This window comes from Dechloromonas agitata is5, from assembly GCF_000519045.1.
Classification (GTDB): domain Bacteria; phylum Pseudomonadota; class Gammaproteobacteria; order Burkholderiales; family Rhodocyclaceae; genus Azonexus; species Azonexus agitatus.
In genome coordinates this window covers 942537-966664 of sequence record NZ_KI912532.1, presented here as the reverse complement: position 1 = coordinate 966664, position 24128 = coordinate 942537, and the positions used below count along the sequence as shown (strand labels likewise).

Annotated in this window: 28 protein-coding genes; 18 read left to right on the top strand and 10 right to left on the bottom strand. The window is 63.7% G+C overall.

Annotated elements, in window-relative coordinates; genetic code table 11:
* Positions 1-93 precede the first annotated feature (93 nt).
* Together ttcA and K420_RS0104830 are read left to right on the top strand one after the other, a co-directional pair.
* Complete coding sequence (gene ttcA / locus K420_RS0104835; protein ID WP_027457061.1) at positions 94-957, top strand: tRNA 2-thiocytidine(32) synthetase TtcA; 864 nt, start codon at positions 94-96, stop codon at positions 955-957.
* Between the two features lie 71 nt (positions 958-1028).
* Positions 1029-1922, top strand: a complete 894-nt coding sequence (locus K420_RS0104830) for an adenylate/guanylate cyclase domain-containing protein (RefSeq protein WP_027457060.1) — start codon at positions 1029-1031, stop codon at positions 1920-1922.
* Positions 1923-1970: 48 nt separating this feature from the next.
* On the opposite strand, the gene K420_RS0104825 is transcribed toward K420_RS0104830, so the two are convergent.
* From K420_RS0104825 to recA, 8 genes are read right to left on the bottom strand one after another with little or no spacing between them, the layout of a single operon-like run.
* Positions 1971-2231: a PsiF family protein gene (locus K420_RS0104825; RefSeq protein WP_027457059.1), complete on the bottom strand. Its 261-nt coding sequence runs from the start codon at positions 2229-2231 to the stop codon at positions 1971-1973.
* 45 nt (positions 2232-2276) lie between these two features.
* Positions 2277-3212, bottom strand: a complete 936-nt coding sequence (gene hprK / locus K420_RS0104820) for an HPr(Ser) kinase/phosphatase (RefSeq protein ID WP_027457058.1) — start codon at positions 3210-3212, stop codon at positions 2277-2279.
* Positions 3213-3221: 9 nt separating this feature from the next.
* Positions 3222-3668, bottom strand: a complete 447-nt coding sequence (gene ptsN, locus K420_RS18180; RefSeq protein WP_035854533.1) for a PTS IIA-like nitrogen regulatory protein PtsN — start codon at positions 3666-3668, stop codon at positions 3222-3224.
* A 52-nt stretch (positions 3669-3720) separates the two neighbouring features.
* On the bottom strand, positions 3721-4044 hold the full coding sequence (gene hpf / locus K420_RS0104810; protein WP_027457057.1) for a ribosome hibernation-promoting factor, HPF/YfiA family: 324 nt from the start codon (positions 4042-4044) through the stop codon (positions 3721-3723).
* Positions 4045-4059: 15 nt separating this feature from the next.
* Positions 4060-5517, bottom strand: coding sequence for an RNA polymerase factor sigma-54 (locus tag K420_RS0104805; RefSeq protein ID WP_027457056.1), 1458 nt, complete (start codon positions 5515-5517; stop codon positions 4060-4062).
* Between the two features lie 23 nt (positions 5518-5540).
* Entirely contained in the window at positions 5541-6275 is a 735-nt protein-coding gene (gene lptB / locus K420_RS0104800; protein WP_035854532.1) for an LPS export ABC transporter ATP-binding protein, read from the bottom strand.
* A complete protein-coding gene (gene recX, locus K420_RS0104795) occupies positions 6272-6703 on the bottom strand; it encodes a recombination regulator RecX (protein ID WP_027457054.1) in 432 nt (143 codons plus the stop codon). Before recX ends, lptB begins: the two co-directional genes overlap by 4 nt.
* A 5-nt stretch (positions 6704-6708) precedes the next feature.
* Positions 6709-7734 (bottom strand): recombinase RecA, encoded by a 1026-nt coding sequence (recA, locus tag K420_RS0104790; protein ID WP_027457053.1) that lies wholly within the window; start codon positions 7732-7734, stop codon positions 6709-6711.
* Positions 7735-7915: 181 nt separating this feature from the next.
* Between recA and K420_RS0104785 the strand changes: the two genes are divergently transcribed.
* From K420_RS0104785 to K420_RS0104775, 3 genes are read left to right on the top strand one after another with little or no spacing between them, the layout of a single operon-like run.
* Positions 7916-8113, top strand: a complete 198-nt coding sequence (locus K420_RS0104785) for a hypothetical protein (protein ID WP_027457052.1) — start codon at positions 7916-7918, stop codon at positions 8111-8113.
* Positions 8110-8763, top strand: a complete 654-nt coding sequence (locus tag K420_RS0104780) for an RluA family pseudouridine synthase (RefSeq protein WP_051452956.1) — start codon at positions 8110-8112, stop codon at positions 8761-8763. The genes K420_RS0104785 and K420_RS0104780 overlap by 4 nt, the downstream gene beginning before the upstream one ends.
* A 59-nt stretch (positions 8764-8822) precedes the next feature.
* A complete protein-coding gene (locus K420_RS0104775) occupies positions 8823-10316 on the top strand; it encodes a sodium:solute symporter family protein (RefSeq protein WP_027457050.1) in 1494 nt (497 codons plus the stop codon).
* 4 nt (positions 10317-10320) lie between these two features.
* On the opposite strand, the gene K420_RS0104770 is transcribed toward K420_RS0104775, so the two are convergent.
* The gene (locus K420_RS0104770; RefSeq protein ID WP_027457049.1) at positions 10321-11223 is read right to left on the bottom strand and encodes a LysR family transcriptional regulator; all 903 of its coding nucleotides are present in this window, start codon (positions 11221-11223) and stop codon (positions 10321-10323) included.
* A gap of 107 nt (positions 11224-11330) precedes the next feature.
* Here K420_RS0104770 and rnk point away from each other — a divergent pair, with 107 nt between their 5' ends.
* The 4 genes from rnk to K420_RS18175 all read left to right on the top strand — a co-directional run bounded on the left by rnk (position 11331) and on the right by K420_RS18175 (position 15903).
* Positions 11331-11741, top strand: a complete 411-nt coding sequence (gene rnk, locus K420_RS0104765; RefSeq protein ID WP_198293796.1) for a nucleoside diphosphate kinase regulator — start codon at positions 11331-11333, stop codon at positions 11739-11741.
* A 39-nt stretch (positions 11742-11780) separates the two neighbouring features.
* Complete coding sequence (locus K420_RS0104760) at positions 11781-12050, top strand: hypothetical protein (protein WP_027457047.1); 270 nt, start codon at positions 11781-11783, stop codon at positions 12048-12050.
* Between the two features lie 137 nt (positions 12051-12187).
* On the top strand, positions 12188-13246 hold the full coding sequence (locus tag K420_RS0104755; protein ID WP_027457046.1) for a VanZ family protein: 1059 nt from the start codon (positions 12188-12190) through the stop codon (positions 13244-13246).
* Positions 13195-15903 carry an HAD-IC family P-type ATPase gene (locus tag K420_RS18175; RefSeq protein WP_035854531.1) on the top strand — a complete coding sequence of 903 codons (2709 nt, stop codon included), beginning with the start codon at positions 13195-13197 and terminating at the stop codon, positions 15901-15903. Before K420_RS0104755 ends, K420_RS18175 begins: the two co-directional genes overlap by 52 nt.
* Positions 15904-16016: 113 nt before the next feature.
* Here K420_RS18175 and K420_RS0104745 read toward each other — a convergent pair whose 3' ends face one another.
* Complete coding sequence (locus tag K420_RS0104745) at positions 16017-16451, bottom strand: universal stress protein (RefSeq protein WP_027457045.1); 435 nt, start codon at positions 16449-16451, stop codon at positions 16017-16019.
* 176 nt (positions 16452-16627) lie between these two features.
* On the opposite strand from K420_RS0104745, the gene K420_RS0104740 reads away from it, so the two are divergent.
* The 9 genes from K420_RS0104740 to K420_RS0104700 all read left to right on the top strand — a co-directional run bounded on the left by K420_RS0104740 (position 16628) and on the right by K420_RS0104700 (position 23919).
* Positions 16628-17059, top strand: coding sequence for a hypothetical protein (locus tag K420_RS0104740; RefSeq protein WP_027457044.1), 432 nt, complete (start codon positions 16628-16630; stop codon positions 17057-17059).
* Positions 17056-17592, top strand: a complete 537-nt coding sequence (locus K420_RS0104735; RefSeq protein WP_027457043.1) for a hypothetical protein — start codon at positions 17056-17058, stop codon at positions 17590-17592. The genes K420_RS0104740 and K420_RS0104735 overlap by 4 nt, the downstream gene beginning before the upstream one ends.
* A 103-nt stretch (positions 17593-17695) precedes the next feature.
* The gene (locus K420_RS0104730; protein ID WP_027457042.1) at positions 17696-18004 is read left to right on the top strand and encodes a (2Fe-2S) ferredoxin domain-containing protein; all 309 of its coding nucleotides are present in this window, start codon (positions 17696-17698) and stop codon (positions 18002-18004) included.
* A gap of 3 nt (positions 18005-18007) precedes the next feature.
* Complete coding sequence (locus K420_RS0104725; RefSeq protein WP_027457041.1) at positions 18008-18646, top strand: alpha/beta hydrolase; 639 nt, start codon at positions 18008-18010, stop codon at positions 18644-18646.
* Positions 18634-19551: an ATP-binding cassette domain-containing protein gene (locus tag K420_RS0104720; protein WP_027457040.1), complete on the top strand. Its 918-nt coding sequence runs from the start codon at positions 18634-18636 to the stop codon at positions 19549-19551. Before K420_RS0104725 ends, K420_RS0104720 begins: the two co-directional genes overlap by 13 nt.
* Positions 19552-19722: 171 nt before the next feature.
* A complete protein-coding gene (locus tag K420_RS0104715; protein WP_027457039.1) occupies positions 19723-21339 on the top strand; it encodes a tetrathionate reductase family octaheme c-type cytochrome in 1617 nt (538 codons plus the stop codon).
* Between the two features lie 2 nt (positions 21340-21341).
* Complete coding sequence (locus K420_RS0104710) at positions 21342-21974, top strand: cytochrome b/b6 domain-containing protein (RefSeq protein WP_027457038.1); 633 nt, start codon at positions 21342-21344, stop codon at positions 21972-21974.
* A 25-nt stretch (positions 21975-21999) separates the two neighbouring features.
* Positions 22000-23577, top strand: coding sequence for a DUF3373 domain-containing protein (locus tag K420_RS0104705; protein WP_035854530.1), 1578 nt, complete (start codon positions 22000-22002; stop codon positions 23575-23577).
* Positions 23578-23604: 27 nt separating this feature from the next.
* Positions 23605-23919 (top strand): hypothetical protein, encoded by a 315-nt coding sequence (locus K420_RS0104700; protein WP_027457036.1) that lies wholly within the window; start codon positions 23605-23607, stop codon positions 23917-23919.
* Positions 23920-24128 lie beyond the last annotated feature (209 nt).

The window sequence follows — 24128 nt, the reverse complement described above, 5'->3', positions numbered from 1 at the left end:
TTAAACGTCAAAAATTCCCTGTTTCGGGGGTGTCACACAGGGTAAACTCACGGGTTTTCCAATTCACGGGCCGTGAATTCCCCGGCAAGGACCATGAACACCTCCAACACCCTGCAGAAACTTCGCAAATCCCTCGAGAGCCGTACCGGCAAGGCGATCATCGACTACAACATGATCGAGGACGGCGACACGGTGCTGGTCTGTGTTTCCGGCGGCAAGGATTCCTACACCCTGCTCGCCATGCTGATGGCGCTGCAGCAGCGCGCCCCGATCAAGTTCAAGCTGATCGCGATGAACCTCGACCAGAAGCAGCCCGGCTTTCCGGCCGAAATCCTGCCCAACTACTTCGCATCGATCGGCATCGAGTACCGCATCGTCGAATCCGATACCTACTCCATCGTCAAGGACAAGATTCCCGAAGGCAAGACGACCTGCTCGCTGTGCTCCCGCCTGCGCCGCGGCATCATCTACCGCACCGCCAAGGAACTGGGCGCCAACAAGATCGCCCTCGGCCATCACCGCGACGACATGGTGCACACCCTGTTCCTCAACCTGCTGTTCGGCGGCAAGGTCAAGGCCATGCCGCCCAAGCTGGTCACCGACGACAAGTCCCATATCGTCATCCGCCCGCTGGCCTACTGCGCCGAGGCCGACATCGCCAAGTTCGCACGCGGCATGGAATTCCCGATCATCCCGTGCAACCTGTGTGGCTCGCAGGAAAACATGCAGCGCCAGAAGATCCGCGAAATGATGCAGGACTGGGACAAGCGTTATCCAGGCCGCACCGAATCGGTCTTCACCGCCATGCAAAACGTCGTGCCCTCCCACCTGGCCGACCTCGATCTGTTTGATTTCCGTGGCCTGACGCTGGATACGCCGGTCGACGAAGGCGACATCGCTTTCGACAGCCCGGAACTGCCGATGACCGGCAGCATCCCGCTAACCCTTTCGGCATAATGCATTATCCGCAGGGGTCAGCATATAATTAGGTTCGAATACTTTTTCCACTTTCCGATTCCAGCCAGCCGATGAGCGCCCAACGCAAACAGACGGTCATGTTCGCCGACGTTTCCGGCAGTACAGCGCTTTTCGAAAAACTTGGCGACCGGGAAGCGATGCACGCCGTCGAGCGCTGCCTGAAGCGCATGAAGCGCTCGATCGACGGTTACAAGGGCCGCACCATCCAGATCGTCGGCGACGAGTTGCTCGCCGCCTTCGACAACGCCGAGGAAGCATGCCAGGCCGCCATCGACATGCAGCAGCGTATTGCCGACCTGCCGCCGGTCTCCGGCCTCAAGCTGACCATCCGTATCGGTCTCCATTCCGGCGTGGTGGTGGAAAGCGCCGAAAAACTGAGCGGTCCGGCCGTGGCTACCGCTGCGCGCATCGCCGGCATCGCCCGGCGTGACCAGATCCTGTGCAGTTCGGAACTGGTCAAGGATCTGCCGCAGCCCGGCATCATCACCGTCGACCCGATGCCCAAGCTGGGCACCGTGGCGGAGAATGGCACCGATCTGGAGCTCTACCAGATCCACTGGCCGAGCTATCAAGGCGGTTCCTATCCGCCGTCCACCTTCGGGCCGCACAGCCATCTGCCAGTCGAACGCCTGTGCATCCGCTTTCGCGGCAAGGCCTTTCTGGTGGACGAAAAAACGCCGGTTCTCACCATCGGCCGCGATCTCGCTTGCAAGCTGGCTATCGACGACCGCAAGGCCTCCCGCCAGCACGCCCGGGTCGAACGGCGCAACGACGGTTTCTACCTGATCGATACCAGCACCAACGGCACCTTCGTCACCCTGACCGGCCGCCAGGAGGTCATGGTGCGACGTAATGAAATGGCGCTCGACGGGAAGGGCAAGATCGCCTTTGGCGCATCCGCCAACGATCCGCAATCCGATCTCGCCGATTTCGAACACCTGTAAACGGCAACCGGCCATCCGCAGATGGCCGGCGTGCTACTGAATGCAGACTTACTTGGCGGCCGCAGCGTCAGCGACGCATTTCTTCATGAAGCTGTTCTTGGCCGCGCCGGCCAGCTTCTTCTCCTTGGCTCGGGCAGCGCACTCGGCGTTCCCCGGCGCGACCGCGGCATCGGCCTGGCACTTCTTCATGAAGCTGTTCTTGGCGGCACCGGCCAGCTTCTTCTCGGCAGCCCGCGCGGCACAGTCATCCGCGGCATAAACGGCGCTCGTGGACAATGCGACGAGCAGCAGAGCAATCAGTTTCTTCATGGCGTGGTCCCCTTGGTGGTTGAATGCCGAATCACTATCAGCCATTCATGCACCCCCGTCAAGCATCATGCGCTGCTGACGATCCATGAAGTCCTGCAAGCTGTCGATACCGCGCAGTTGCAGGATGGTATTGCGGACGGCGGCCTCTAGGAGAACCGCCAGGTTGCGCCCGGCCGCCACCGGAATGACCACCTTGCGCACCGGTACGCCAAGGATTTCCTGGGTCTGAGCGTCGAGCGGCAAACGGGGAGCATCGACGGTAGCAGCCGTCTTTTGCAGGTGCACGATCAGTTTGAGCTTCATCTTCCGGCGCGAGGCGGTTTCGCCGAAGATGGTGCGGATGTTGAGCAGACCGAGGCCGCGTACTTCCAGGAAATCACGCAGCATGCCGGGGCAACGCCCTTCGATGGTGGCCGGCGCGATGCGGGCCAGTTCGACCACATCGTCCGCCACCAGGCCGTGGCCACGGGAAATCAGTTCGAGGGCCAGTTCGGACTTCCCGACACCCGAATCGCCGGTAATCAGCACGCCCATGCCAAGCACGTCCATGAACACGCCATGCATGCTGACCGTATCGGCCAGACGAGCCGACAGGTAGATGCGCAGCAGGTCGATGATCGCCGAGCAGGGCTTGGGCGAGAAAATCAACGGTGTATTGGTTTGCGTGCAGGCCTCGATGACGGCCGGCGGCGGCGTCAAGCCGTCAGCGACGATGACAGCCGGCGGCTGGGCAGAGAGCAGGTCAGCGAACATCTGGCCGAAGCGGCGCTCACCGATCCGCATGGCCCAGTCGTGCTCGGCCATGCCGAGCACCTGCAGGCGCTCCGGATGTATGATGTTGATGTGGCCGACGAGATCGGCGCCGTAGCTGTTCGAGCCCTTGATCTCGATACGCCGATCGGCATTCTGGCCGATATGCCAGTTGAGCAGCAGCTTCTCGCGGTTATCCTCGTACAGCTGTACCAGGTTGACGTGGCGCACGCGGCTGCCTCAGGACTGGAAGAGGGCGACGACGGCAGCCGGATCGGCGGCGGTTTGCAGCTTTTCACGGAACGCCCGGTCCGAGAAGCGTTGGGCGAGTTCGGACAGGATCTGCAAATGTTGCTCGGTGGCCTGTTCGGGCACGAGCAGGACGAACAGCAGGTCGACCGGTCGGCCATCCGGTGAGTCGAAGGGAACCGGCGTTGCCAGACGCAGGAAGGCACCAGCAGCCTGCTTGAGTCCCTTGATGCGGCCGTGCGGAATGGCCACGCCCTGGCCGAGGCCGGTCGAGCCGAGCTTCTCGCGGGCGAAGAGGCTGTCGAAAATGATCGAGCGGGCCAGTCCGAGACGGCCTTCGAAAAGGATCCCAGCTTGCTCGAAGACGCGTTTCTTGCTGCTGGCATCCAGGTTGAGCATCACCTGGTCGGCGCTCAGAAGATTGTTGAGAGGGTTCATAGAAGGGGAAAAAACAAGGCCGCAGCAAACGCTGCGGCCAGTCGGTCAACGCTTATTCAGCGTCCTGCATCCCGGGCTTTTCACCGCGATGGTGATCCTGGATCTTCTGCTTGTACTTCTGGACCTGGCGGTCGAGCTTGTCGAACATCGCATCGATGGCAGCGTACAGATCGTCGCCGGATTCCTCGACGTGCATGTCCTTGCCCGGCACATGAATGGTAACTTCGGCCTTCTGCTTCAGCTTTTCGACGGACAGGACGACATTGACGCCGGTCACTTTGTCGAAATGGCGAACGACCGGATCCAGCTTGTTCTCGACATACTCGCGCAGGGCGGGGGTAACTTCGATGTGGTGACCACTGATCTGCAGATTCACTTTTTTCTCCTCTCTCTACAGGGTCTTGCGTAAATTGACCGGCGGGATGTTGAGCGACTCGCGGTATTTGGCTACCGTGCGTCGGGCAACCACGATTCCCTGCTGGCCTAGTATTTCGGATAATTGGCTATCCGACAAGGGCTTCTTGCCATCCTCGGCCCCGATCAGCTGCTTGATCAGGGCGCGGATGGCCGTAGCAGAACAGGCACCACCGGTATCGGTGGCGACATGGCTGCCGAAGAAGTATTTCAGTTCAAAGATGCCGCGTGGCGTCGCCATGTATTTCTGGCTGGTGACGCGCGACACGGTCGATTCGTGCAGGCCGAGGATGTCGGCGATCTCGCGCAGGACGAGCGGCCGCATGGCGACTTCACCGTGCTCGAAGAACTGGCGCTGGCGGTCAACGATGGCCTGCGTGACACGATGGATGGTGTCGAAACGCTGCTGGACGTTCTTGATCAGCCAGCGGGCTTCCTGCAACTGGGTGGTCAGGTTGCCGTTGCCACGCCGCTGCTTGGCGAGAATCTCGGCATACAGGCGGTTGATGCGCAGGCGGGGATAAGCATCTGGATTGATGTAGGCCGTCCACTTGCCCTTCAGCTTCTTCACGATCACGTCAGGTGTGATGTAGCGGGCTTCAACTTGGGCATAGCCGGCGGCCGGGCGCGGGTTGAGGCTGGTGATCAGCACCTGGGCGGCCTTGATGTCTTCGTCGTCATAGCCGGTGACGCGGCGCAGCTTGGCAAAATCGCGGGCAGCCAACAGTTCCAGGTGTTTCTCGACGATGAGCAGCGCAACGTTGCGGTCGTGCTCGTCGGGCAGGGCGCGGAGTTGCAGGCTGAGGCACTCCTGCAGGTTGCGCGCCCCAATGCCGGTCGGGTCGAAGTTCTGGATGTAGCGCAGGGCGATTTCGAGTTCTTCCAGCTCGATTTCGTATTCCGGCGGCAGGGTTTCCCACAACTCCTGCAAGGGCGCCGACAGGTAGCCATCGTCGTCGAGCGCCTCGATCAGGAAGCGGACCAGGCTGCGGTCGCGCTCATTCAGCTGGGTCATCCCCAGTTGCCAGCCGAGATGTTCGCGCAGGCTGACATTGGCAGCATGGATGTCCTGCGCGTCGCTGTCATCGTCCTCGTCGCGGCCGGCGCCGGAGAAGGTGCCAGCATCGGAGGTCCAGCGGTCGTCATCGACTTCGGAGGGCGAGGCCGGCGGCTCGCTGTCGCGTTCTTCACGCGGCTCGCGTTCCTCGCTGCCTTCGCTGCGTGTTTCCTCGTTGCGCGGCGAGTCGAACTGCTGCGCACCGGCGAAGGACTCCGGCGTCTCGTCGTCGCGCTCCAGCATCGGGTTTTCGAGCAGGTAACGCTCGATTTCCTGCTGCATCTCGATCGTCGACAACTGCAACAGCTTGATCGACTGCTGCAATTGCGGCGTCAGCGCCAGATGCTGGGAAAGTTTGAGTTGGAGTGCCGGCTTCATCGGTGGACTCGTGTGCTAGTCGGTCAGAGCTTGAAGTGCTCGCCGAGATAGACCTTGCGCACGCTTTCATTCTCCACGATTTCGGCCGGCCGTCCAGCCGCCAAGACATGGCCGGCGTTGATGATGTAGGCGTGGTCGCAGATACCCAGCGTTTCGCGTACGTTGTGATCGGTGATCAGCACGCCGATGCCGCGCTCCTTCAGGAAGCGGATGATTTTCTGGATTTCCAGCACGGCGATCGGGTCCACCCCGGCAAACGGCTCGTCGAGCAGGATGAAGCGCGGATTGGTCGCCAGGGCACGGGCGATCTCGACCCGGCGGCGCTCGCCGCCGGAGAGGGCGGCCGCATTGACGTGACGCACGTGGTCGACATGCAGCTCCTTGAGGAGGCCTTCCAGGCGGTCGTTCAGTTCTGCGGCGGGCAGTTTTTGCAATTCGAGGACGGCCCGGATGTTTTCCTCGACATTGAGTTTGCGGAAGACCGAGGCTTCCTGCGGCAGATAGGACAGGCCGAGGCGGGCCCGGCTGTGCATCGGCGCGTGGGTCAGGCGGTTGTCGTCGATGTAGACCTCGCCGCCATCGGCCGCGACAAGGCCGACGATCATGTAGAAGCAGGTGGTCTTGCCGGCGCCGTTCGGACCGAGCAGGCCGACGACCTCGCCCGACTTGACCTCGAAGGAAACGTCCTCGACCACAGTCCGCGCCTTGTAGCGCTTCTTGAGGTTATGGGCGGTCAGTTTGGCAGCGCTGTGGGTCATTGCTCGACACCGCGCAAGACGCGGCGGATGGCTTCACTGGAAAAACCGCGATATTGCAGGAAACGCTGCTGTTTGGCACGTGCTTCAGGCGACTGCGGCAGTTCGCCGAACTTGCGCTGCCAGACGCTGCGGCAGCGTTCGGCCTCGTCGCCGCCTTCCGGCAGGGCAGCCGCAATTTCCTCGTCAGCCACGCCCTTTTGTCGCAACTCCTGCTTCAGGCGGGCGTTGCCATAACGCCCGGCGCGCGCCACGACGCGCTGGGCGGCGTAGCGGGCATCGGAAAGCAGGCGTTCGCTTTGCAGGGTATCGAGCACGGCGTCGAGTTCTTCCTCGGATTCGGCATGCGGTGCGAGCTTGCCTTTCAATTCGGCCCGGCTGTAGTCGCGCCGGGTCAGCAGTTGCAGGGCTCGCACGCGCAGGTCAGGCATGAGAATCAGGCATCCGCCTTGGCCTTGCTCGGCTTGATGACGGTAGTACTCGCCGCCTCGCGGATGCCGGCCTCGACCTCCTGGGCGATTTCCGGATGGGACTTGAGGAATTCGCGAGCGTTGTCCTTACCCTGGCCGATCTTCTCGCCCTTGTAGGCGTACCACGCACCGGACTTGTCGACCAGCTTGTGAGCAACGCCCATCTCGATGATCTCGCCCTCGCGGGAAATGCCTTCGCCGTACAGGATGTCGAAGATGGCTTCGCGGAAGGGAGGCGAGACCTTGTTCTTGACGACCTTGACCTTGGTTTCGCTGCCGATCACCTCGTCGCCCTTCTTGATCGAGCCGATGCGGCGGATGTCGAGGCGGACGGAGGCGTAGAACTTGAGCGCGTTGCCGCCGGTGGTGGTTTCCGGCGAGCCGAACATGACGCCGATCTTCATGCGGATCTGGTTGATGAAAATGACCAGCGTGTTGGTTTTCTTGATGTTGGCCGTCAGCTTGCGTAGGGCCTGCGACATCAGGCGGGCGTGCAGGCCGACCATCTGGTCGCCCATCTCGCCTTCGATTTCGGCACGCGGGGTCAGCGCGGCGACCGAGTCGACGATGATGATGTCCACCGAGCCGGAACGGACCAGCATGTCGGCGATTTCGAGGGCCTGTTCGCCGGTATCCGGCTGCGAAATGAGCAGCTCGCCGACATTGACGCCGAGCTTCTGGGCATATTGCGGATCGAGCGCGTGTTCGGCGTCGATGAAGGCGGCCGTGCCACCCAGTTTCTGCATTTCAGCGACGACCTGCAGGCAGAGCGTGGTCTTGCCGGACGATTCCGGGCCGTAGATTTCGACGACACGGCCACGCGGCAGGCCGCCGACGCCGAGGGCGATGTCCAGACCGAGCGAGCCGGTCGACACGACCTGGATGCCTTCGTCGATTTCGGCATCGCCCATCTTCATGATGGAGCCCTTGCCAAATTGCTTTTCGATCTGTTGCAGCGCTGCAGCGAGCGCCTTTGCCTTGTTGTCGTCCATGAGTGTGACCTCGAAAATTTGAGCGGATTATGGCACAGGGGCCAAGGATGGAATAGAAATTGCTGGAACGGCTGCAACCGGGCCGGCGCAAACGCGGTATATTTCGCGCCACAGCCCGGTCGAACATACTGTGTATAAATACAGTACATTGACCCACCTTTTTTTGGCAAGCGAAATCTTCATGCTGATCAGACAGTTATCCCTACTCGTCCTGCTGCTCGCCAGCGCTGCCGCCAGCGGCGAGCCGGCGCCCTGGTACTGGTGGGTCAGCCAGCTCGATGGCACGCGGGTGTGCAACCAGACACCGCTCGGCGAGGGCTGGATCCAGGAACCGACGCCTTTCAAGGATGCGCGCTGTCGCATTCCGCTGACCCGATGACCGTCTATCTGCCCCCCCCGCCCGGTGCCTCGCCGGTCGTTTTTGCCGACGACTGGCTGATCATTGCCGAGAAGCCCTGCGGCCTGCTCTCCGTACCCGGGCGCGGCGAACACAAGGCCGACTGCCTGCTCAGCCGCGTCCAGCAGGAATACCCGGATGCGCTGACCGTGCATCGCCTGGACATGTCGACCTCCGGCATCCTGGTGTTCGCGCGCGGCCCGGAGATGCACCGCCGGCTGTCGAAGATGTTCCAGGACCGCCAGGTGGACAAGCTCTACGTCGCAGTGTTGTACGGCCTGCTGCCCTACGACGAGGGCGGCGTTGACCTGCCGCTGATCGTGGACTGGCCAAACCGGCCGAAGCAGAAAGTCGATTTCGACCTCGGCCGGCCGTCGCAGACGCGCTTCCGCGTCCTCGGCCGCGACACCGGGAAGCAGACGACGCGCGTCGCGCTGGAACCGGTCACCGGTCGCTCCCACCAGTTGCGGGTGCACATGATGTCCCTGCAGCATCCCATCCTCGGCGACGACCTGTATGGCGGCCCGGCCGAGAAAATGGCCGACCGCCTGCTGCTGCATGCCATGGATCTCGGCTTCAAACACCCGGAAACCGGCGAGCGCATGGATTTTCACAGCGAGCCACCGTTCTGACGCTGAAAAAAGGCGCAATAACCTTATAATCCGCGCAATTTCAGTCCCTTAGCGCGATCATGCTGATCTGGTTCGTCGTCCTCTACCTGCTCGTTTCCATCGGCATCGGCCTCGTCGCCGCCACCCGCGTCCATAGCGCCAAGGACTTCGCCATTGCCGGCCGCCACCTGCCGCTGCCGGTCGTCACCGCCACCGTCTTTGCCACCTGGTTCGGTGCCGAGGCCATCTTCGGCGTCTCCGCCACCTTCGTGAAGGAAGGCCTGCATGGCGTCGTCGCCGATCCGTTCGGCGCCTCGCTGTGCCTGATCATCGCCGGCATCTTCTTCTCGCGGAAGCTGTACAAGCTCAACGTGCTGACCCTGGGCGACTATTTTCGCCTGCGCTACAACCGCACCGTCGAAATCCTCACCACGCTGTGCATCGTGATTGCCTACCTCGGCTGGGTCTCGGCCCAGATCAAGGCGCTCGGCCTGCTGTTCAATGTCGTCACCGACGGCGCGATCAGCCAGACGGCAGGCATGATCCTCGGCGCCGCCATCGTCCTCACGTACACCACGCTGGGCGGCATGCTCTCGGTGGCCATTCTCGATTTCGTCCAGATGGGCGTCATCATGGGTGGCATGCTATTCATCGCCTGGCTGATTTCCGGCCAGACCGGCGGCGTCATGCCGGTCATCGCGCATGCCTCCGCCGCCGGCAAGCTCGATTTCTTCCCCGAGCCCGACCCGTGGAAGTGGATCGCCTTCATCGGTGCCGGGCTGACCATGATGCTCGGCTCCATCCCGCAGCAGGACGTCTTCCAGCGCATCACCTCGGCGCGCACGGCGAAGATCGCACTCTGGGGCTCGATTCTCGGCGGCAGCATCTATTTCTGCTTCACCTTCGTGCCGATGTTCATCGCCTACTCGGCGACGCTGATCAATCCCGCGCAGTACACCGCGCTGATGGCCAGCGACTCGCAGCTCGTGCTACCGACACTGGTCCTCGAACAGACGCCGGTCTTCGCCCAGGCCATTTTCTTCGGTGCCGTGCTGTCGGCCATCATGTCCTGCTCGTCGGCGACACTGCTCGCGCCGTCAGTGGCCTTCGCCGAGAACATCCTGCGCGGCTTCTTGCCGCAGATGGGCGACCACGAGTTCCTGCGCCTGATGCGCATCACCATCATCTGCTTCGCCGGCGCCGTGCTCGCCTTCGCGCTCAATTCCAACGCCAGCATCTTCAAGATGGTCGAGAATGCCTACAAGGTCACGCTGGCGGGCGCCTTCGTACCACTTTTCTTCGGCGCCTTCTGGAAACGGGCAACGACGCAGGGCGCGCTGGCCGCCATTTTCGGCGGTGTCGGCAGCTGGGTGCTGATCGAGGTGCTGGTCGGCGAAGCCAGCCCGGTACCGCCGCAACTGATCGGCCTGCTGGTCAGCATGGCCGGCATGGTGCTTGGCTCGCTAGTGCCGCAGTGGGTCGGCCACCGCCTGCCGGGCGAGGACATCCACGAGGCGCTGCACCACCGGGCAGCGGCGGAAACCCACCACACCGCCGAGCATCCACCCCACTAGCCAGTCAGCGGTCCCAATACGGCTCGCTACCGATGTGGGCAACTAGGAAATCGATGAACACCCGGACCTTGCTCGGCAGATGGCGCGTCGGCAGGTAGAGGGCATACACATGCCGCTCGACCGGGATATATTCCGACAGCACGGCCTGCAGATTGCCGTCCTGCAACGCCCGGCCAATGATGAAGGTTGGTAGCAGGCCCACCCCGAGTCCGCCCAGAACCGCCTGCGACAAGGCCTCGTCGTCATCGACATGGAGCGTGCCATTAACCGGCACGACAATCTCGCCCTGCGGGCCGGTAAAGCGCCAGCGGCCCGGTTCGCCGGAGCGGGTGTAGTCCAGGCAGTTGTGCCGGACCAGATCGGCCGGACTTTGCGGAATGCCGTGCCGCCGGAAATACTCGGGCGTCGCGCACAGCTTGCGGCGAACCGGCGCCAGCGGGCGGGCCACCAGATTCAGCTGCGGATCACCGGTAACGTGGATGGCCAGATCGAACCCCTCCTCGGCCAGATTGACCCAGCGGTCGGTGATGCTCAGATCGATCGTGAGTTCGGGATGAAGCGGCAGGAAGCGGGCGAGGGCCGGCGCGACATGCAGCGTCCCGAAGGCAACCGAGGCGCTGACGCGGAGCGTGCCGCGCACTTCACTGCTCAGACTGCCCACCAGCTTCTCCGCCTCGCTCGCTTCCTCCAGCATGCGGGTGCAGTGCTCGGCCACCGAGGCACCGATTTCGGTCAGGCTGAGATAACGTGTCGTCCGGTTCAGCAAATGGGCGCCGAGCGCCCTTTCCAGCTTGGCCACGGCCTTGCTGACCGCCGAACGGGAAGTCCCCATCCGCCGCGCTGCTTCGGCAAAGCTGCCGGCTTCAACGACACGGGCGAAAATCGCCATCAGATTCAAATCCGCCACTGCCCCTCCTCCCGGCTCCGCAGCAAGCATTGTTGCCAAAATGGATACATTCTGATGCCCGGCCAGGGGCTACCGTGAAGCCTGGTCGGGCATTAGCATTCATCCCCATGATGAATCAGAATATTCATTCTCGCCAGGGTTTTCCCGGCGAGACGACCGATCACGAGCCCCCTGTCGTCAGCTCCGCCGACCTGCTGCGCCTGCGTCAGTGGCCGCTGAGCGACGAGCTCGCCGACGAAATCGACCGGGCGATTGTCGTTCCTCAGGAACTGGTGCCGGATGATGTGGTGACCATGCACACCCGCTGCACCTACATCGACGAGGTGACGGGAACGCAGCGGGAAATCGAACTGGTCTACCCGGATGAAGCCGACCCGGCACGCGGCCGGATTTCGGTGCTGACGCCGGTCGGCAGCGCCCTGCTCGGATTGCGCGTCGGCCAGGAGATCGCCTGGAATTTCCCCGACGGCTCGGTACGCTGCCTGAAAATCGCCAGCGTCAACCGCAGCCCCCGCTGAAGGCGGGTACGACCAGCCCATTCATGACGGGAGGAGACCATGAACATGTTGCTTGAAACCATGACCGACAGCCAGCACCACACCCTGCGCGCCGCCGCCGACTGGACAGAAGCCTGCCTGGCGATGACCGAGCGGCAAACCCTCCTGACGCTCGAGGTCACCCGCACGACACTGGAACAATCGTCCGAGCTGCTCCTGCTTTGCTGGCAGGCCTGTTTGCCCGAGTCGTCCGCCGCACGCACACTCGCCCCGCTCTGGGCGCTACCCTGGTTGGTCGACGCCAGCGTGCTGGAATCGACATCCGACTAGCCACCCGAAGGCTTCCAGAGAAAGGGTTTCCAGCACCAGCAAAGGGGCGGAACAGGCTCGGCAAGACCGGCCGTAGGTATCGGCCGGGCGGGGTGCCGGGCGGCAGCGGAGCAGTCTGCTCCGGGTACAATCGGGCCATGCCTCATCACGGTATCGGTCCCATCCGCTTCGCCAGCTATCTGGCCCTCGCCTGGTGCGGGCTGGTGGTTTACGGCAGCCTGCACCCCTTCACCGGCTGGCGGGACACCGGGGTCTCGCCGATCGCCTTCCTCGAGGGCGGCTGGCCGCGCTACTGGACGGCATTCGACCTCGCGGCCAACGTCGCGGTCTATCTGCCGCTCGGCTTTTTCCTGACCCTGGCCCTCAGCCGACTGCCGGGACGTTTGACGGCGGCGGCGCTGGCCACGCTGTGCGCCGGCGGCCTCAGCTTCGGGCTGGAAACGGTGCAGACCTGGCTGCCCTCACGCGTACCGTCCAACCTCGACCTGGTCTGCAACACGCTCGGCGGGCTGCTCGGCGCGCTGGCCGGGAAGGCGCTCGGACCGCGCCTCTTCGCCCGCATCCTTGCCCTCGAACAACGGCTGATCGCACCGATTCCACATGCCGAACTGGGCCTGACCCTGCTCGGCCTGTGGCTACTCGTGCCCCTGTCGCCGGAAACGCTGTTGTTCGGGGCCGGCGATCTGCGCCAGATGACGGGGTTGACCGGCGCCGTGCCCTTCGTCGCCGAGAGCTTCGTGCTGATCGAGGCGAGCATCACCGCCTTCAACACGCTGGCTGTTGGCCTCATCCTGCGCCAGCTCTGCGCCCGGCTGCTCGTCGCCTATGCCGTGGTGCCGCTTTTCCTGCTGCTCTGCCTGATCATCGCCACGCTGTCGGCCGCCATCCTGGTCAGCCCGGCCGATGCGCTGGCCTGGCTGACGCCCGGCTCGCAGCTCGGGCTGACGGTCGGCACCGTCATCCTCGCCCTGGCCATGGCACTGCCCGCCACGCCGCGCCTGATGATCGCCGCGCTGGCCCTGATGGCGGGTACCGTGCTGGTCAACCTGGCGCCGCCCAACCCGTATTCCGCCGCCGCGCTGGCCGCCTGGCGGCAGGGGCATTTCCTCAATTTCAACGGCCTGACCCGCCTGATCGCCACGCTATGGCCCTTCCTGACCCTGCCCTTCCTGATGCTGACAGCGCGCCGCCGCTAGCCTGGCATGCCGACACGGCAGACAACGCCAGCCGCCGGCTGGGGGTCGACCACGCTGCGGGCCTCGACGATGGCGAAGCCGCCGAACGCCTGCGCCAGCATGGCCCGAACCGGCTGACCGAGCGGCCGGGCAAGCCGGCCTGGCGGCGCTTCGCGGCACAACTGGCGCAGCCGCTGGTCCTCGTCCTCATCGCGGCCGGCGCGGTGACGGCCGGGCTGGGCGAGGGCGTCGATGCCGGGGTGATCTTCGGCGTCGTACTGGTCAATGCGCTGATCGGCTACTGGCAGGAAGCCAAGGCGGAAGGGGCGCTGGCCGCCCTGGCACGCAGCGTCGCCACGCCGGTCACCGTGCGCCGGAGCGGGCATCGCCGGCAACTCGACGCCAGCCAGCTGGTGCCCGGCGACATCGTGCTGCTCGCCGCCGGTGACCGTGTTCCGGCCGACCTGCGCCTGATGCACCAGAACGAGTTGCAGACCGACGAATCACCGTTGACCGGGGAATCACAGCCGGTCAGCAAGCAGGCCGCTGCCCTGGCGGCCGATACGCTGCTCGCCGACCGCAGCAACATGGCCTGGGCCGGTACGACGGTGGTTGCCGGGCAGGGTAGCGGCCTGGTCGTCGCCACCGGCGACGCTACCGAAACCGGCCGCATCGCCGGCCTGATCGCTGCCGCCCCCGATCTGGCGACACCGCTCACCCGCAAGATGGCGCGCTTCTCCAACTGGCTGCTCTGGGCGATCGGCGGGCTGGCCGGGCTGACCTTCGCCGTCGGGCTGGCCCGCGGCGAGTCGGCCTTCGACATGTTCATGGCCGCCGTCGCGCTCGCCGTCGGCGCCATTCCGGAAGGCCTGCCGGCCGCCGTCACCGTCACGCTGGCCATCGGCGTCGCCCGCATGGCGCGACGCCGCGCCATCATCCGCCACCTGCCGGCGGTCGAGACGCTGGGCAGCACGACGGTGATCTGCTCCGACAAGACCGGCACGCTGACCGAGAACGCCATGACGGTGCGCGTCCTGTGGTGCGGCGGCGAAGGCTATGCGGTGGAGGGCCAGGGCTACACGCCCGACGGCGCCATCCGGCACGACGAAATGCCGGCGACAATCGCCGGCGCGGTGCGCGAATGCCTGATCGCCGGCGCCCTGTGCAACGACGCCTCGCTGCGCCACGAACGCGGCCGCTGGCAGATCACCGGCGACCCGACCGAGGCGGCGCTGCTGGTGGCGGCACGCAAGGGCGGGCTGGACGAGCGTACGCTGGCCGCCCTGTTCCCGCGGCACGACGTGCTGCCCTTCGACGCCTGCCGGCAGTACATGGCGACCGCCCATGGCGCCGACGGCGGCAACATGCTTTACATCAAGGGTGCCCTCGAACGCCTGTTGCCCCTGTGCGTCGCCCAACTGGCGACGAATGGCGATACGGTGCCGCTCGATGGCAACGCCGTCGAACAGGCCGCCCGCGCCTATGCCGGACAGGGCATGCGCGTACTGCTCCTCGCCCGGCGCCACATCGCCGCCGATGCCTCGCTCGCCGACGCGGTACGGGCCGACCTGACGCTGATCGGCCTGGTCGGCATGATCGATCCGCCGCGCCGCGCAGCCATCGCCGCCATCCGCAACTGCCACTCGGCCGGCATCCGGGTCAAGATGATCACCGGCGACCACGCCATCACCGCCCAGGCCATCGCCGGGCAGATCGGCCTCGCCGCCGAACGGGTGCTGACCGGCCGCGACCTGGCCGGGCTTGACGACGCGGCGCTGGCCGAAGCCGCGCTGGCCGTCGATGTCTTCGCCCGGGTCGAACCGGAACAGAAACTGCGCCTGGTGCGCGCCCTGCAGGGCAAGGGCGAGGTGGTGGCGATGACCGGCGACGGCGTCAATGATGCGCCGGCCCTCAAGCAGGCCGACATTGGGGTCGCGATGGGACTGGGCGGCACCGAGGTGGCCAAGGAAGCGGCCGCCATGGTGCTCACCGATGACAATTTCGCCAGCATCGAGGCGGCGGTCGAGGAGGGCCGGGGCGTCTGGGACAACCTGGTCAAGTTCATCACCTGGACGCTGCCGACCAATTTCGGCGAGGGCCTGGTCATCGTCGCCGCCATCCTGGCCGGCGCGACGCTGCCGATCACGCCGCTGCAGATCCTCTGGATCAACATGACCACTGCCGTGCTGCTCGGCCTGCCGCTCGCCTTCGAGCCGATCGAGCAGCGCATCATGCGCCGCCCGCCCCGCCGGCTCGACCAACCAGTGCTCGATGGCGCCCTGATCCGCCGCATCGTGCTGGTTTCCTGCCTGCTGCTGGCCGGTGCCTTCGGCCTCTTCCTGCGCGAACTGCAGCAGGGCCACACGCTGGCCGAGGCGCGCACCGTCGCCGTCAATCTTTTCGTTATGGTCGAGGCGGCCTACCTGTTCAACTGCCGCTCGCTGAGTCGCGGCTTCTGGCAGCAGGGTCTGTTCAGCAATCTATGGGTGTGGGGCGGACTGGGCGCCATGCTCGTCCTGCAACTGGCGATGACCTACCTGCCGGCGATGAACGCCGCTTTCGGCACGGCACCGATCGGCCTGCAGGCCTGGGCCGAGATCGGCGCCTTCGCGCTGTTCAGCTCGCTGCTCATCGGACTGGAGAAATGGCTGACCATCTCCCGCCGCCCAGCCGGCTGAAGGCTTGTGAAATGGTCCAATCCACCGCAAAAAAATCAGGGGAAAAACCGCAGCTTCCCTTGGTGGGGTCTTTCCGTCTTCGCGCCTTGACGGTCGGTTTTATCGCGTGAACCTCAGGCCGCCGGTGCCTTGACGCAAACCACCGGCACCTTGGCCAGGTGCAGCACCTTGTTGGCGACCGAGCCCAGCGTCAACGAGGCGACGCGACCCAGGCCGCGCGTTCCCATCACGATGGTGTCGCAGCCCAGTGCGTCGCACAGTTCGACGATGCTTTCCGCCGCATCGCCCAGTCGGACATGCGCGTGATGCGTCACGCCCGCCTCGCTCAGGGCATGCAGGACGGGCTTCATGGCCAGCATCGCCCGCGTCGACAGATGGCTGTGGATGGCTTCGGGCTCCATGCCATGCGTCTGCCAATCCATCGGCTTCGGTTCGATCGCCACGACATGCGCCTCAAGCTCGGCAATCCGGCGCTGCAGGCCGATCACGAAACAGGCAGCCTCGAAGGCATGCGGCGAACCATCAACCGGCAACAGGATCTTGCGCATTGCGTACTCCTTTCATTGGAAATCAATGACTGCTGCTTCCTACTTTACAAGCGAACGCGGGAATGGAACAGGCGCATCGCGAGACGCCAGAGGCAACCGATTGATGCCCGGGAATTGACGCGGACGGTATGACAATGCCACCATCCCGTACTCTGAAACGCCCATCTGGAGGGGAAATGCAGCGTTTTATCACTTTGATCATCACGGCCATCATGGCACTCAGCCTGGTCGGTTGCGCCAACCGGGCAAGCGCCCGGGTCGATCCGTCTGCCGACCTGAAGTCGCTCAAGACCATGCACGTCGTCAAGATACCGAACGAAACAGCCGGCATCAGCACGCTGATCGCCGACGACCTGCGCCGCCGCGGCTACACCGTCAGCGAAAGCACCGAGAAAGTCAGCACGGTGGATGCCGTGGTGACCTACGTTGACCGCTGGATGTGGGACATCACCATGTACCTGCTGGAACTGACGATCACCATTCGCGATGCCAAAACGGAGTTCCCGATGGCCTCCGGCAACTCCCTGCATGGCTCGCTGACCCGCAAATCGGCACCGGAAATGGTCGAGGAAGTCATGGGCAATATTTTCAACGAGGGGAAAAAATGAAATTCCGTCAGAGCATCACCCTGACCTGCTCGGCACTGCTCGTGATCGGTCTTGCCGGTTGCGCCTCGTCGGCCAACAAGGACGCGATGGTTGCTGCCAACCTGCAAACACTGAAGAAGCATGAACGTAGCGTCTCTGTCCGGACTGCCGGCGGCGCCGAGACGACGGCGATGGACAGCAGCAATATTGCCGACGCCGACCTGAAAGCCGCCATCGAGGAATCGATCATCCAAAGCAGACTCTTCCAATCGGTCGTCCAGGGCAAGGATGGCGACTACGACCTGGCGGTCAGCATCGTCCGGCTCGACAAGCCGATTTTCGGACTGACCTTTACGGTCGACATGGAGGCGACCTGGGTACTCGTCAAGCAGTCCGACAAGAGCATCGTCTTGAAGAAGAGCATTCAGTCGACCAGCACGGCGAGCTTCAGCGATGCAGCGGCCGCCGTCACCCGCTTGCGGCTGGCCGTCGAACGCGCCGCCAAGGCCAACATCGAACAAGGCCTGCAGGCGATTTCCGGTTTGACGCTGTAAACGCAAGCCCAGCCCGACACAAAGCGCGCCACCCGGCGCGCTTTTGCTTTCTGCGCCAGTCACTTGCCGCGCCTATAATCACGCTCCTGAAAGGAGAATCCGCATGAGCTACTTCAAACACCACGTCTTCGTCTGCACCAACCAGCGCGAGGCTGGCGAGCAGTGCTGCAACAACCTCGGCGGCGGCGACATGTTTGCCTATGCCAAGGACCGCATCGGCGCCCTGAAATTGAACGGCCCGGGTGCCGTCCGCATCAACAAGGCCGGCTGCCTCGGTCGCTGCGACAACGGTCCGGTGATGGTCGTCTACCCGGAGGAGACCTGGTATTCCTTCATCGACAAGGACGATGTCGATGAAATCATCGACCAGCACCTGATCGGCGGCAAAGTCGTCGAGCGTCTGAAGATCTGAACCATGCGCGTCGTCGAAGAGAAGATTCTGGTCGATGGCCCGGTCGGCAAGATCGAGGTCATCATGGAGCGGCCGGATGCGCCGAAGGGCATCGCGCTGATCGCCCATCCGCACCCGCTGGGCGGCGGCGCCAACACCAACAAGGTGGCCTACACGCTGGCCAAGACCTTCACCAACCTCGGCTATGCCGCCTTCCGCCCGAATTTCCGCGGCGTGGGCGGCAGCGAAGGCGTGCATGACGAAGGGCGGGGCGAGACCGACGACCTGCTGGCCGTGATCGAGGATGCGAAGTGCCGCTGCGGCAACATCCCGGTCGCCCTGGCCGGCTTCTCCTTCGGCGCCTATTGCCAGACGCGCGTCGCCAAGCGCCTGGCCGAGGCCGGCCATCCGGCGCAGCGCCTGGTGCTGGTCGGTACCGCCGCCGGCTTCGTCGAGGGCACGCGCCAATACGACACCGAAGCCGTGCCGCACGACACCATCGTCATCCACGGTTCCAAGGACGAGACGGTGCCGCTCGACAACGTCTTCGACTGGGCCCTGCCGCTCGACCTGCCGGTCGTCGTCGTGCCGGGTGCCGACCATTTCTTCCACCGTCGCCTGCACGTCATCCGCGACATCATCAGCCGGGCATGGCGGCACTAGACGTCCGCGACCTGCGCAAGACCTATGGCGACCAGGCCGTGGTCGCCGGTCTGTCGTTCGCCGTTGAACCGGGCACCTGCTTCGGGCTGCTCGGTCCGAACGGTGCCGGCAAGACGACGACCTTGCGCCTCTGCCTCGGCCTGACGGCGCCGGACAGTGGCCGCATCACGCTGAACGGTTTTGCCATTCCGGCCGATGGGCAACAGGCGAGGGCGCGGGTCGGCGTCGTGCCGCAGTTCGACAACCTCGACCCGGACTTCACCTGCGCCGAAAACCTGCTCGTCTTCGGCCGCTATTTCGGCCTGCGGGATGCCGACATCAAGGGCCGCATCCCGCAATTGCTCGATTTCGCCGGCCTCGGCAGCAAGGCAGACGCCCGCATCGCGACGCTCTCCGGCGGCATGAAACGGCGCCTGACCCTGGCCCGGGCGTTGGTCAACGACCCGGACATCGTCTTTCTCGACGAACCGACCACCGGCCTCGACCCTCAGGCCCGCCACCTGATCTGGGATCGCCTGAAGCAGCTCAAGGCGGCCGGCAAGACACTGATCCTGACCACGCATTTCATGGACGAGGCGGAGCGCCTGTGCGACACGCTGATCGTCATCGACCACGGCCGCAAGATCGCCGAGGGCAGCCCGCGCGGCCTGATCGCCGAACACATCGAGCCGCAGGTGATCGAGGTCTTCGACGAACTGCGCGGCCAGCTCGCTCCTTTCGTCGACGCCCACCGCAGCCTGGCCGAGCGCGTCGAAACCAGCGGCGAAACCGCCTTCTTCTATTGCCGTGCGCCGCAGCCGCTGCTCGCCAGACTGGCCGAGGCCGACGGGCTGCGCTACGTGCATCGTGCCTCCAACCTTGAAGACGTCTTCATCAAGCTGACCGGCCGCGAATTGCGGGATTGACCGCAGGCCGGGGGAAAGCGCCTCCCCTATCACCAAAGGACTAGTCCGTAAGAGTTTACTGATATTGATCTCGATCAACATCAGTAAATTACCGGTCGCTAATATAGCGTCAGGATTGTGTCTTTTGTCGACACAAGGGGTGCCGGACGACGGTCCGGAAGGGGGAGAGATATGAATTTCATCAAGTACACGCTGGCGACCATTGCCGCTCTGGCACTGATTGCGCCAGCCCAGGCCAACAATGCGCCGGAAAATCCGAAACCGAGTCCGAAACTGCTGAAGTCCACCGCTGACCACAGCAAGTTCAAGGAATTGCAACAGACCTTCAACTCCGGTCCGGAAGTGACCAAGGTCTGCCTGTCCTGCCACACCGAGGCAGCCAAGCAGGTGCACATGACCAAGCACTGGACCTGGGAATACCGTAACCCGGAAACCAACCAGTTGCTCGGCAAGAAGCACGTCATCAACAATTTCTGCACGTCGACCGCATCGAATTACGGCTTCTGCGCCACCTGCCACATCGGCTACGGCACCGAGAACCAGCATTTCGACCTGACCTCGGAAACGAACGTCGATTGCCTGGTCTGCCATGACCAGACCGGCAAGTACAAGAAGCCTTCCGGCTTCTTCGGCAGCCCGGTTGCCAAGGACACCGAATTCCCGCCGGGCTCCGGCAAGATCGTCAAGGGCATCAACCTGGCCGAAATCGCCCAGAAGATCGGCAAGACCCGCCGTCAGAACTGCGGCGGCTGCCACTACAACGGCGGCGGCGGCGACGGCGTCAAGCACGGCGATCTCGACAGCACGCTCGACAACCCGGACAAGGATCTCGACGTCCACATGTCGGCCGACGGGGGCAACTTCACCTGTGCCACTTGCCACAAGACGGACGGCCACCAGGTGCCGGGCAGCCGCTACGCGCCGACGGCGATGGACAAGGGCAGCCCGGAGATACGCGGCAAGCATGGCCACGACAACCCGAGCACCTGCCAGTCCTGCCACGGCCAGGCACCGCACAAGAAGGAAGCCAAGCTGAACACGCACACCGCCAAGGTGGCCTGCCAGACCTGCCACATCCCGGCCTTCGCCCGCGGCGACGTGCCGACCAAGATGTCCTGGGACTGGTCCACCGCCGGCAAGCGCGACAAGGACGGCAAGCCGCTCGTCATCAAGAACGAGGAGGGTCACACCACCTACATCGGCACCAAGGGGGATTTCGTCTATGGCGAGAACGTCCGTCCGGAGTACCTGTGGTTCAACGGCACCGTGAAGTACACGCTGGCTGACGACAAGATCGACAAGGCCAACGAGCCGATCTTCATCAACAAGTTCGAAGGCAGCCCGGATGACGGCAAGTCGATGATCTGGCCGGTCAAGGTTTTCAAGGGAAAGCAGCCGTACGACGTCGAGAACAAGACGCTGACCACCAATCACCTGGCCGGTGCCGACGACAGCGCCTACTGGACCAACCTCGACTGGCCGAAGGCGCTGCATGCCGGTGCCGCATCGGTCGGCAAGACCTTCTCGGGCAAGTACGACTTCATCGAGACACGCGGCATGTGGCCGATCACCCACATGGTCGCCCCCAAGGACAAGGCCGTTCCCTGCCAGGAATGCCATACCCGTGCCGACGACGGCCGCCTGAAGTCGATCACCGGCGTCTATATCCCCGGCCGCGACACCAAGGGCTGGCTCGACCTGCTCGGCGGCTTGATGATCGCCGGCGCCATCGGCGGTGGCCTGTTGCATGGCGTGGTTCGTATCGCGACCCGTCGCAAGGAGAAATGAACATGAGCAATCGCATCTACATCTACAAGCGTTATGAGCGTTTCTGGCACTGGTCGCAGGCCCTGCTGATCATCACCATGATGATCACCGGCTTCGAGGTGCATGGCAGCTACCTGCTGCTCGGCTTCAAGAAGGCCGTGCAGCTGCACACCCTGGCCGCCTGGACGCTGCTCACGCTGTGGGCCTTCACCATCTTCTGGCAATTCACCACCGGCGAGTGGCGGCAGTACCTGCCCTCGCTGAAGAATGTCGGCGCGATGATCAAGTACTACACGGTCGGCATCTTCACCAACGCGCCGCACCCGTTCAAGAAGACGGTCAGCCAGAAGCACAATCCGCTGCAGCGCCTGGCCTACCTGGCCCTGCTCGCCTTCATTTCGCCCCTGATCTGGGGCAGCGGGCTGTTCTACCTGTTCTACGGTGACTGGGCCCGCCTCGGCATCGACAAGAGCCTGTCGCTCGAGGTGATCGCCAGCCTGCACGTGCTGGGGGCCTACATGATCACCGCCTTCTTCTTCATCCACGTCTACCTGACCACCACCGGCCACACCGTCTTCGCCCACATCAAGGCGATGATCACCGGCTGGGAGGAAGAAGACGACCATCACCAGCCGCAAGCTGCCAAGAGCCGCTAACGCATTGTTCAAGGAAATAGTCACCATGACGCGCCCATTCATCACGCGCACGCGGCTGGCCGGCCTGGTCGCCAGCCTCTTCATTCCGTTCGGCGCCCAGGCCGCCGACGCCGAACTGTTGAAAAAGATCGAAGCCCTGACGCAGCAGCTGGAGCAGTTGAAATCGCAGGTCCAGGCCAGCCAGGAAGCCAGCAAGCAGGCGGTCGCCGCCGTCAGCGAAGTCAAGGACAAGGTCAAAAAGAACGAGGACAAGGCCCTCGACAAGTGGCTCACCGTCAGCGGCGACTACCAGTTCCGCATGGATAGTCTGAGCGGCGAGACCAAGGCCTACACTCAGCTTGGCATGGACAGCAGCGGCAATCCGACCTACACCGCCATGCCCGGCTACAAGCCGAAGAACGAAACGATGTACACCAACCGTTTCGGCCTGAACCTGAATGCCAAGGCAACGGAAAACGTCTCGGTCACCGCCCGCCTGATGATGTACAAGACCTTCGGCAACAACGACGACAGCGCCTCCACCGGCCCGTTCTTCGCCGATCGCCTCGGCGTCTTCGACGGCACCATCGGCCACATTCCGTCGAGCAACTACCTGAATGTCGACCGCGTCTATGCCTCGTGGAACAACATCGCCGACGAAGGCATCTGGTTCTCGGTCGGTCGTCGTCCGTCCACCAACGGCACCCCGGCCCACCTGCGCCAGAACGATCCACGCCCTGGTACCGGCGGCGCGCCGGCCCTACTGGTCGACTACGCCTTCGACGGCATGACCCTGGGCTGGGCGCCGGATATCGACGCGTTGCCCGGCGCCTTCGCCAAGATCTGCTATGGCCGGGGTTATGAGAGCGGTTTCAGCCGGGTGACCGGCAATTCGCTCAAGGATACCGACATGCTCGGCGTCTCCATCGTGCCGATCGATACCGACCAGCTGCGTTTCTGGCTGCAATGGAACCGCGGCATGAACGTCTTTGATTCGCCCAGCCTCTACGCGTCGCACTTTGCCAGCCTCGGCATGTCCAGCATGTCGCCGCGAACGAATGTGGGCGATATCGACTGGTATGGCGTCGGTGCGCTCGGCACCATCAAACGCGTCGGTCCGGGCGAACTCAACTGGTTTGCCGATTTCGGCCTGAGCCAGACGCATCCGAATGACAACCGCAACGGCTTGAACATGGGCCTGCTGACCGGCCAGGTCGGCGTCGCCGAAGGCGCCACCGACAAGACCGGCACCGCCGTCTATCTTGGCCTGCGCTACGACCTGCCGTCGAAGACCAAGCTGGGCGTCGAATACAACCACGGCTCGAAGAACTGGATCACTTTCTCGCCGGCGTCGTCGGATGCCTGGACCTCCAAGGTCGGCACGCGCGGCAACGTTTATGAGATCTACGCCATCCAGGAACTCGACCAGAAGCCGATCTCGTCCCGCCTGGCCAAGGCCTTCTTCCGCCTCGGCTTCCAGTATTACGATTTCCAGTACACCGGCAGCAACAACTGGATGGGCGCCCCGATCAGGCTGTCCGACGTAAGCGCCTCGACGGTGTTGCCGATGACGCCGCTGTCCAAGGCCTATAACGCCTATGCGACTTTCGAGGTCAGATTCTGATCATTTCATCATCTACAGGAGAACCCCATGCGTAAAATCACCCAGCTGTTCGTTTCCATCGCCCTCGCTTCCGCCGCCCTGACCATGTCGCCGATTGCCTCGGCCGAAGACATCAAGATGGTCGGCACCATCACCAAGCTGAAGGTCGCCGGCGACGGCAAGTCGGCCGAAGCCACCCTGAAGGACGTCAAGTCCGGCAATTCCGTCACCATCAACATCAACGATGACGAGACCCTCGACAAGTTCAAGGACAAGCGCATCCAGGAAGGTGACGAGATCCGCGCCAAATACGACAGCAACGGCAACAAGAGCAAGTCGTTCAAGCGTACTTCCGGCTGCTGATCCCCCCGGGCCGGCCAGCCCGGCCATCGACGAATGCCCCCGCTGTCGGCGCATAGCCGACAGCGGGGGCATTTTCCTTTCCGCCCGGGCCCTGGGTGCGACAAATCAAGGAACGGCCGAACCGGCCCGGCTACAGTGCAGCCTCGCTGACGCACGTCCTATAATCCTCTGCACCCAACCTGCCCGTATCGAACATGGAAGCCAGCCCG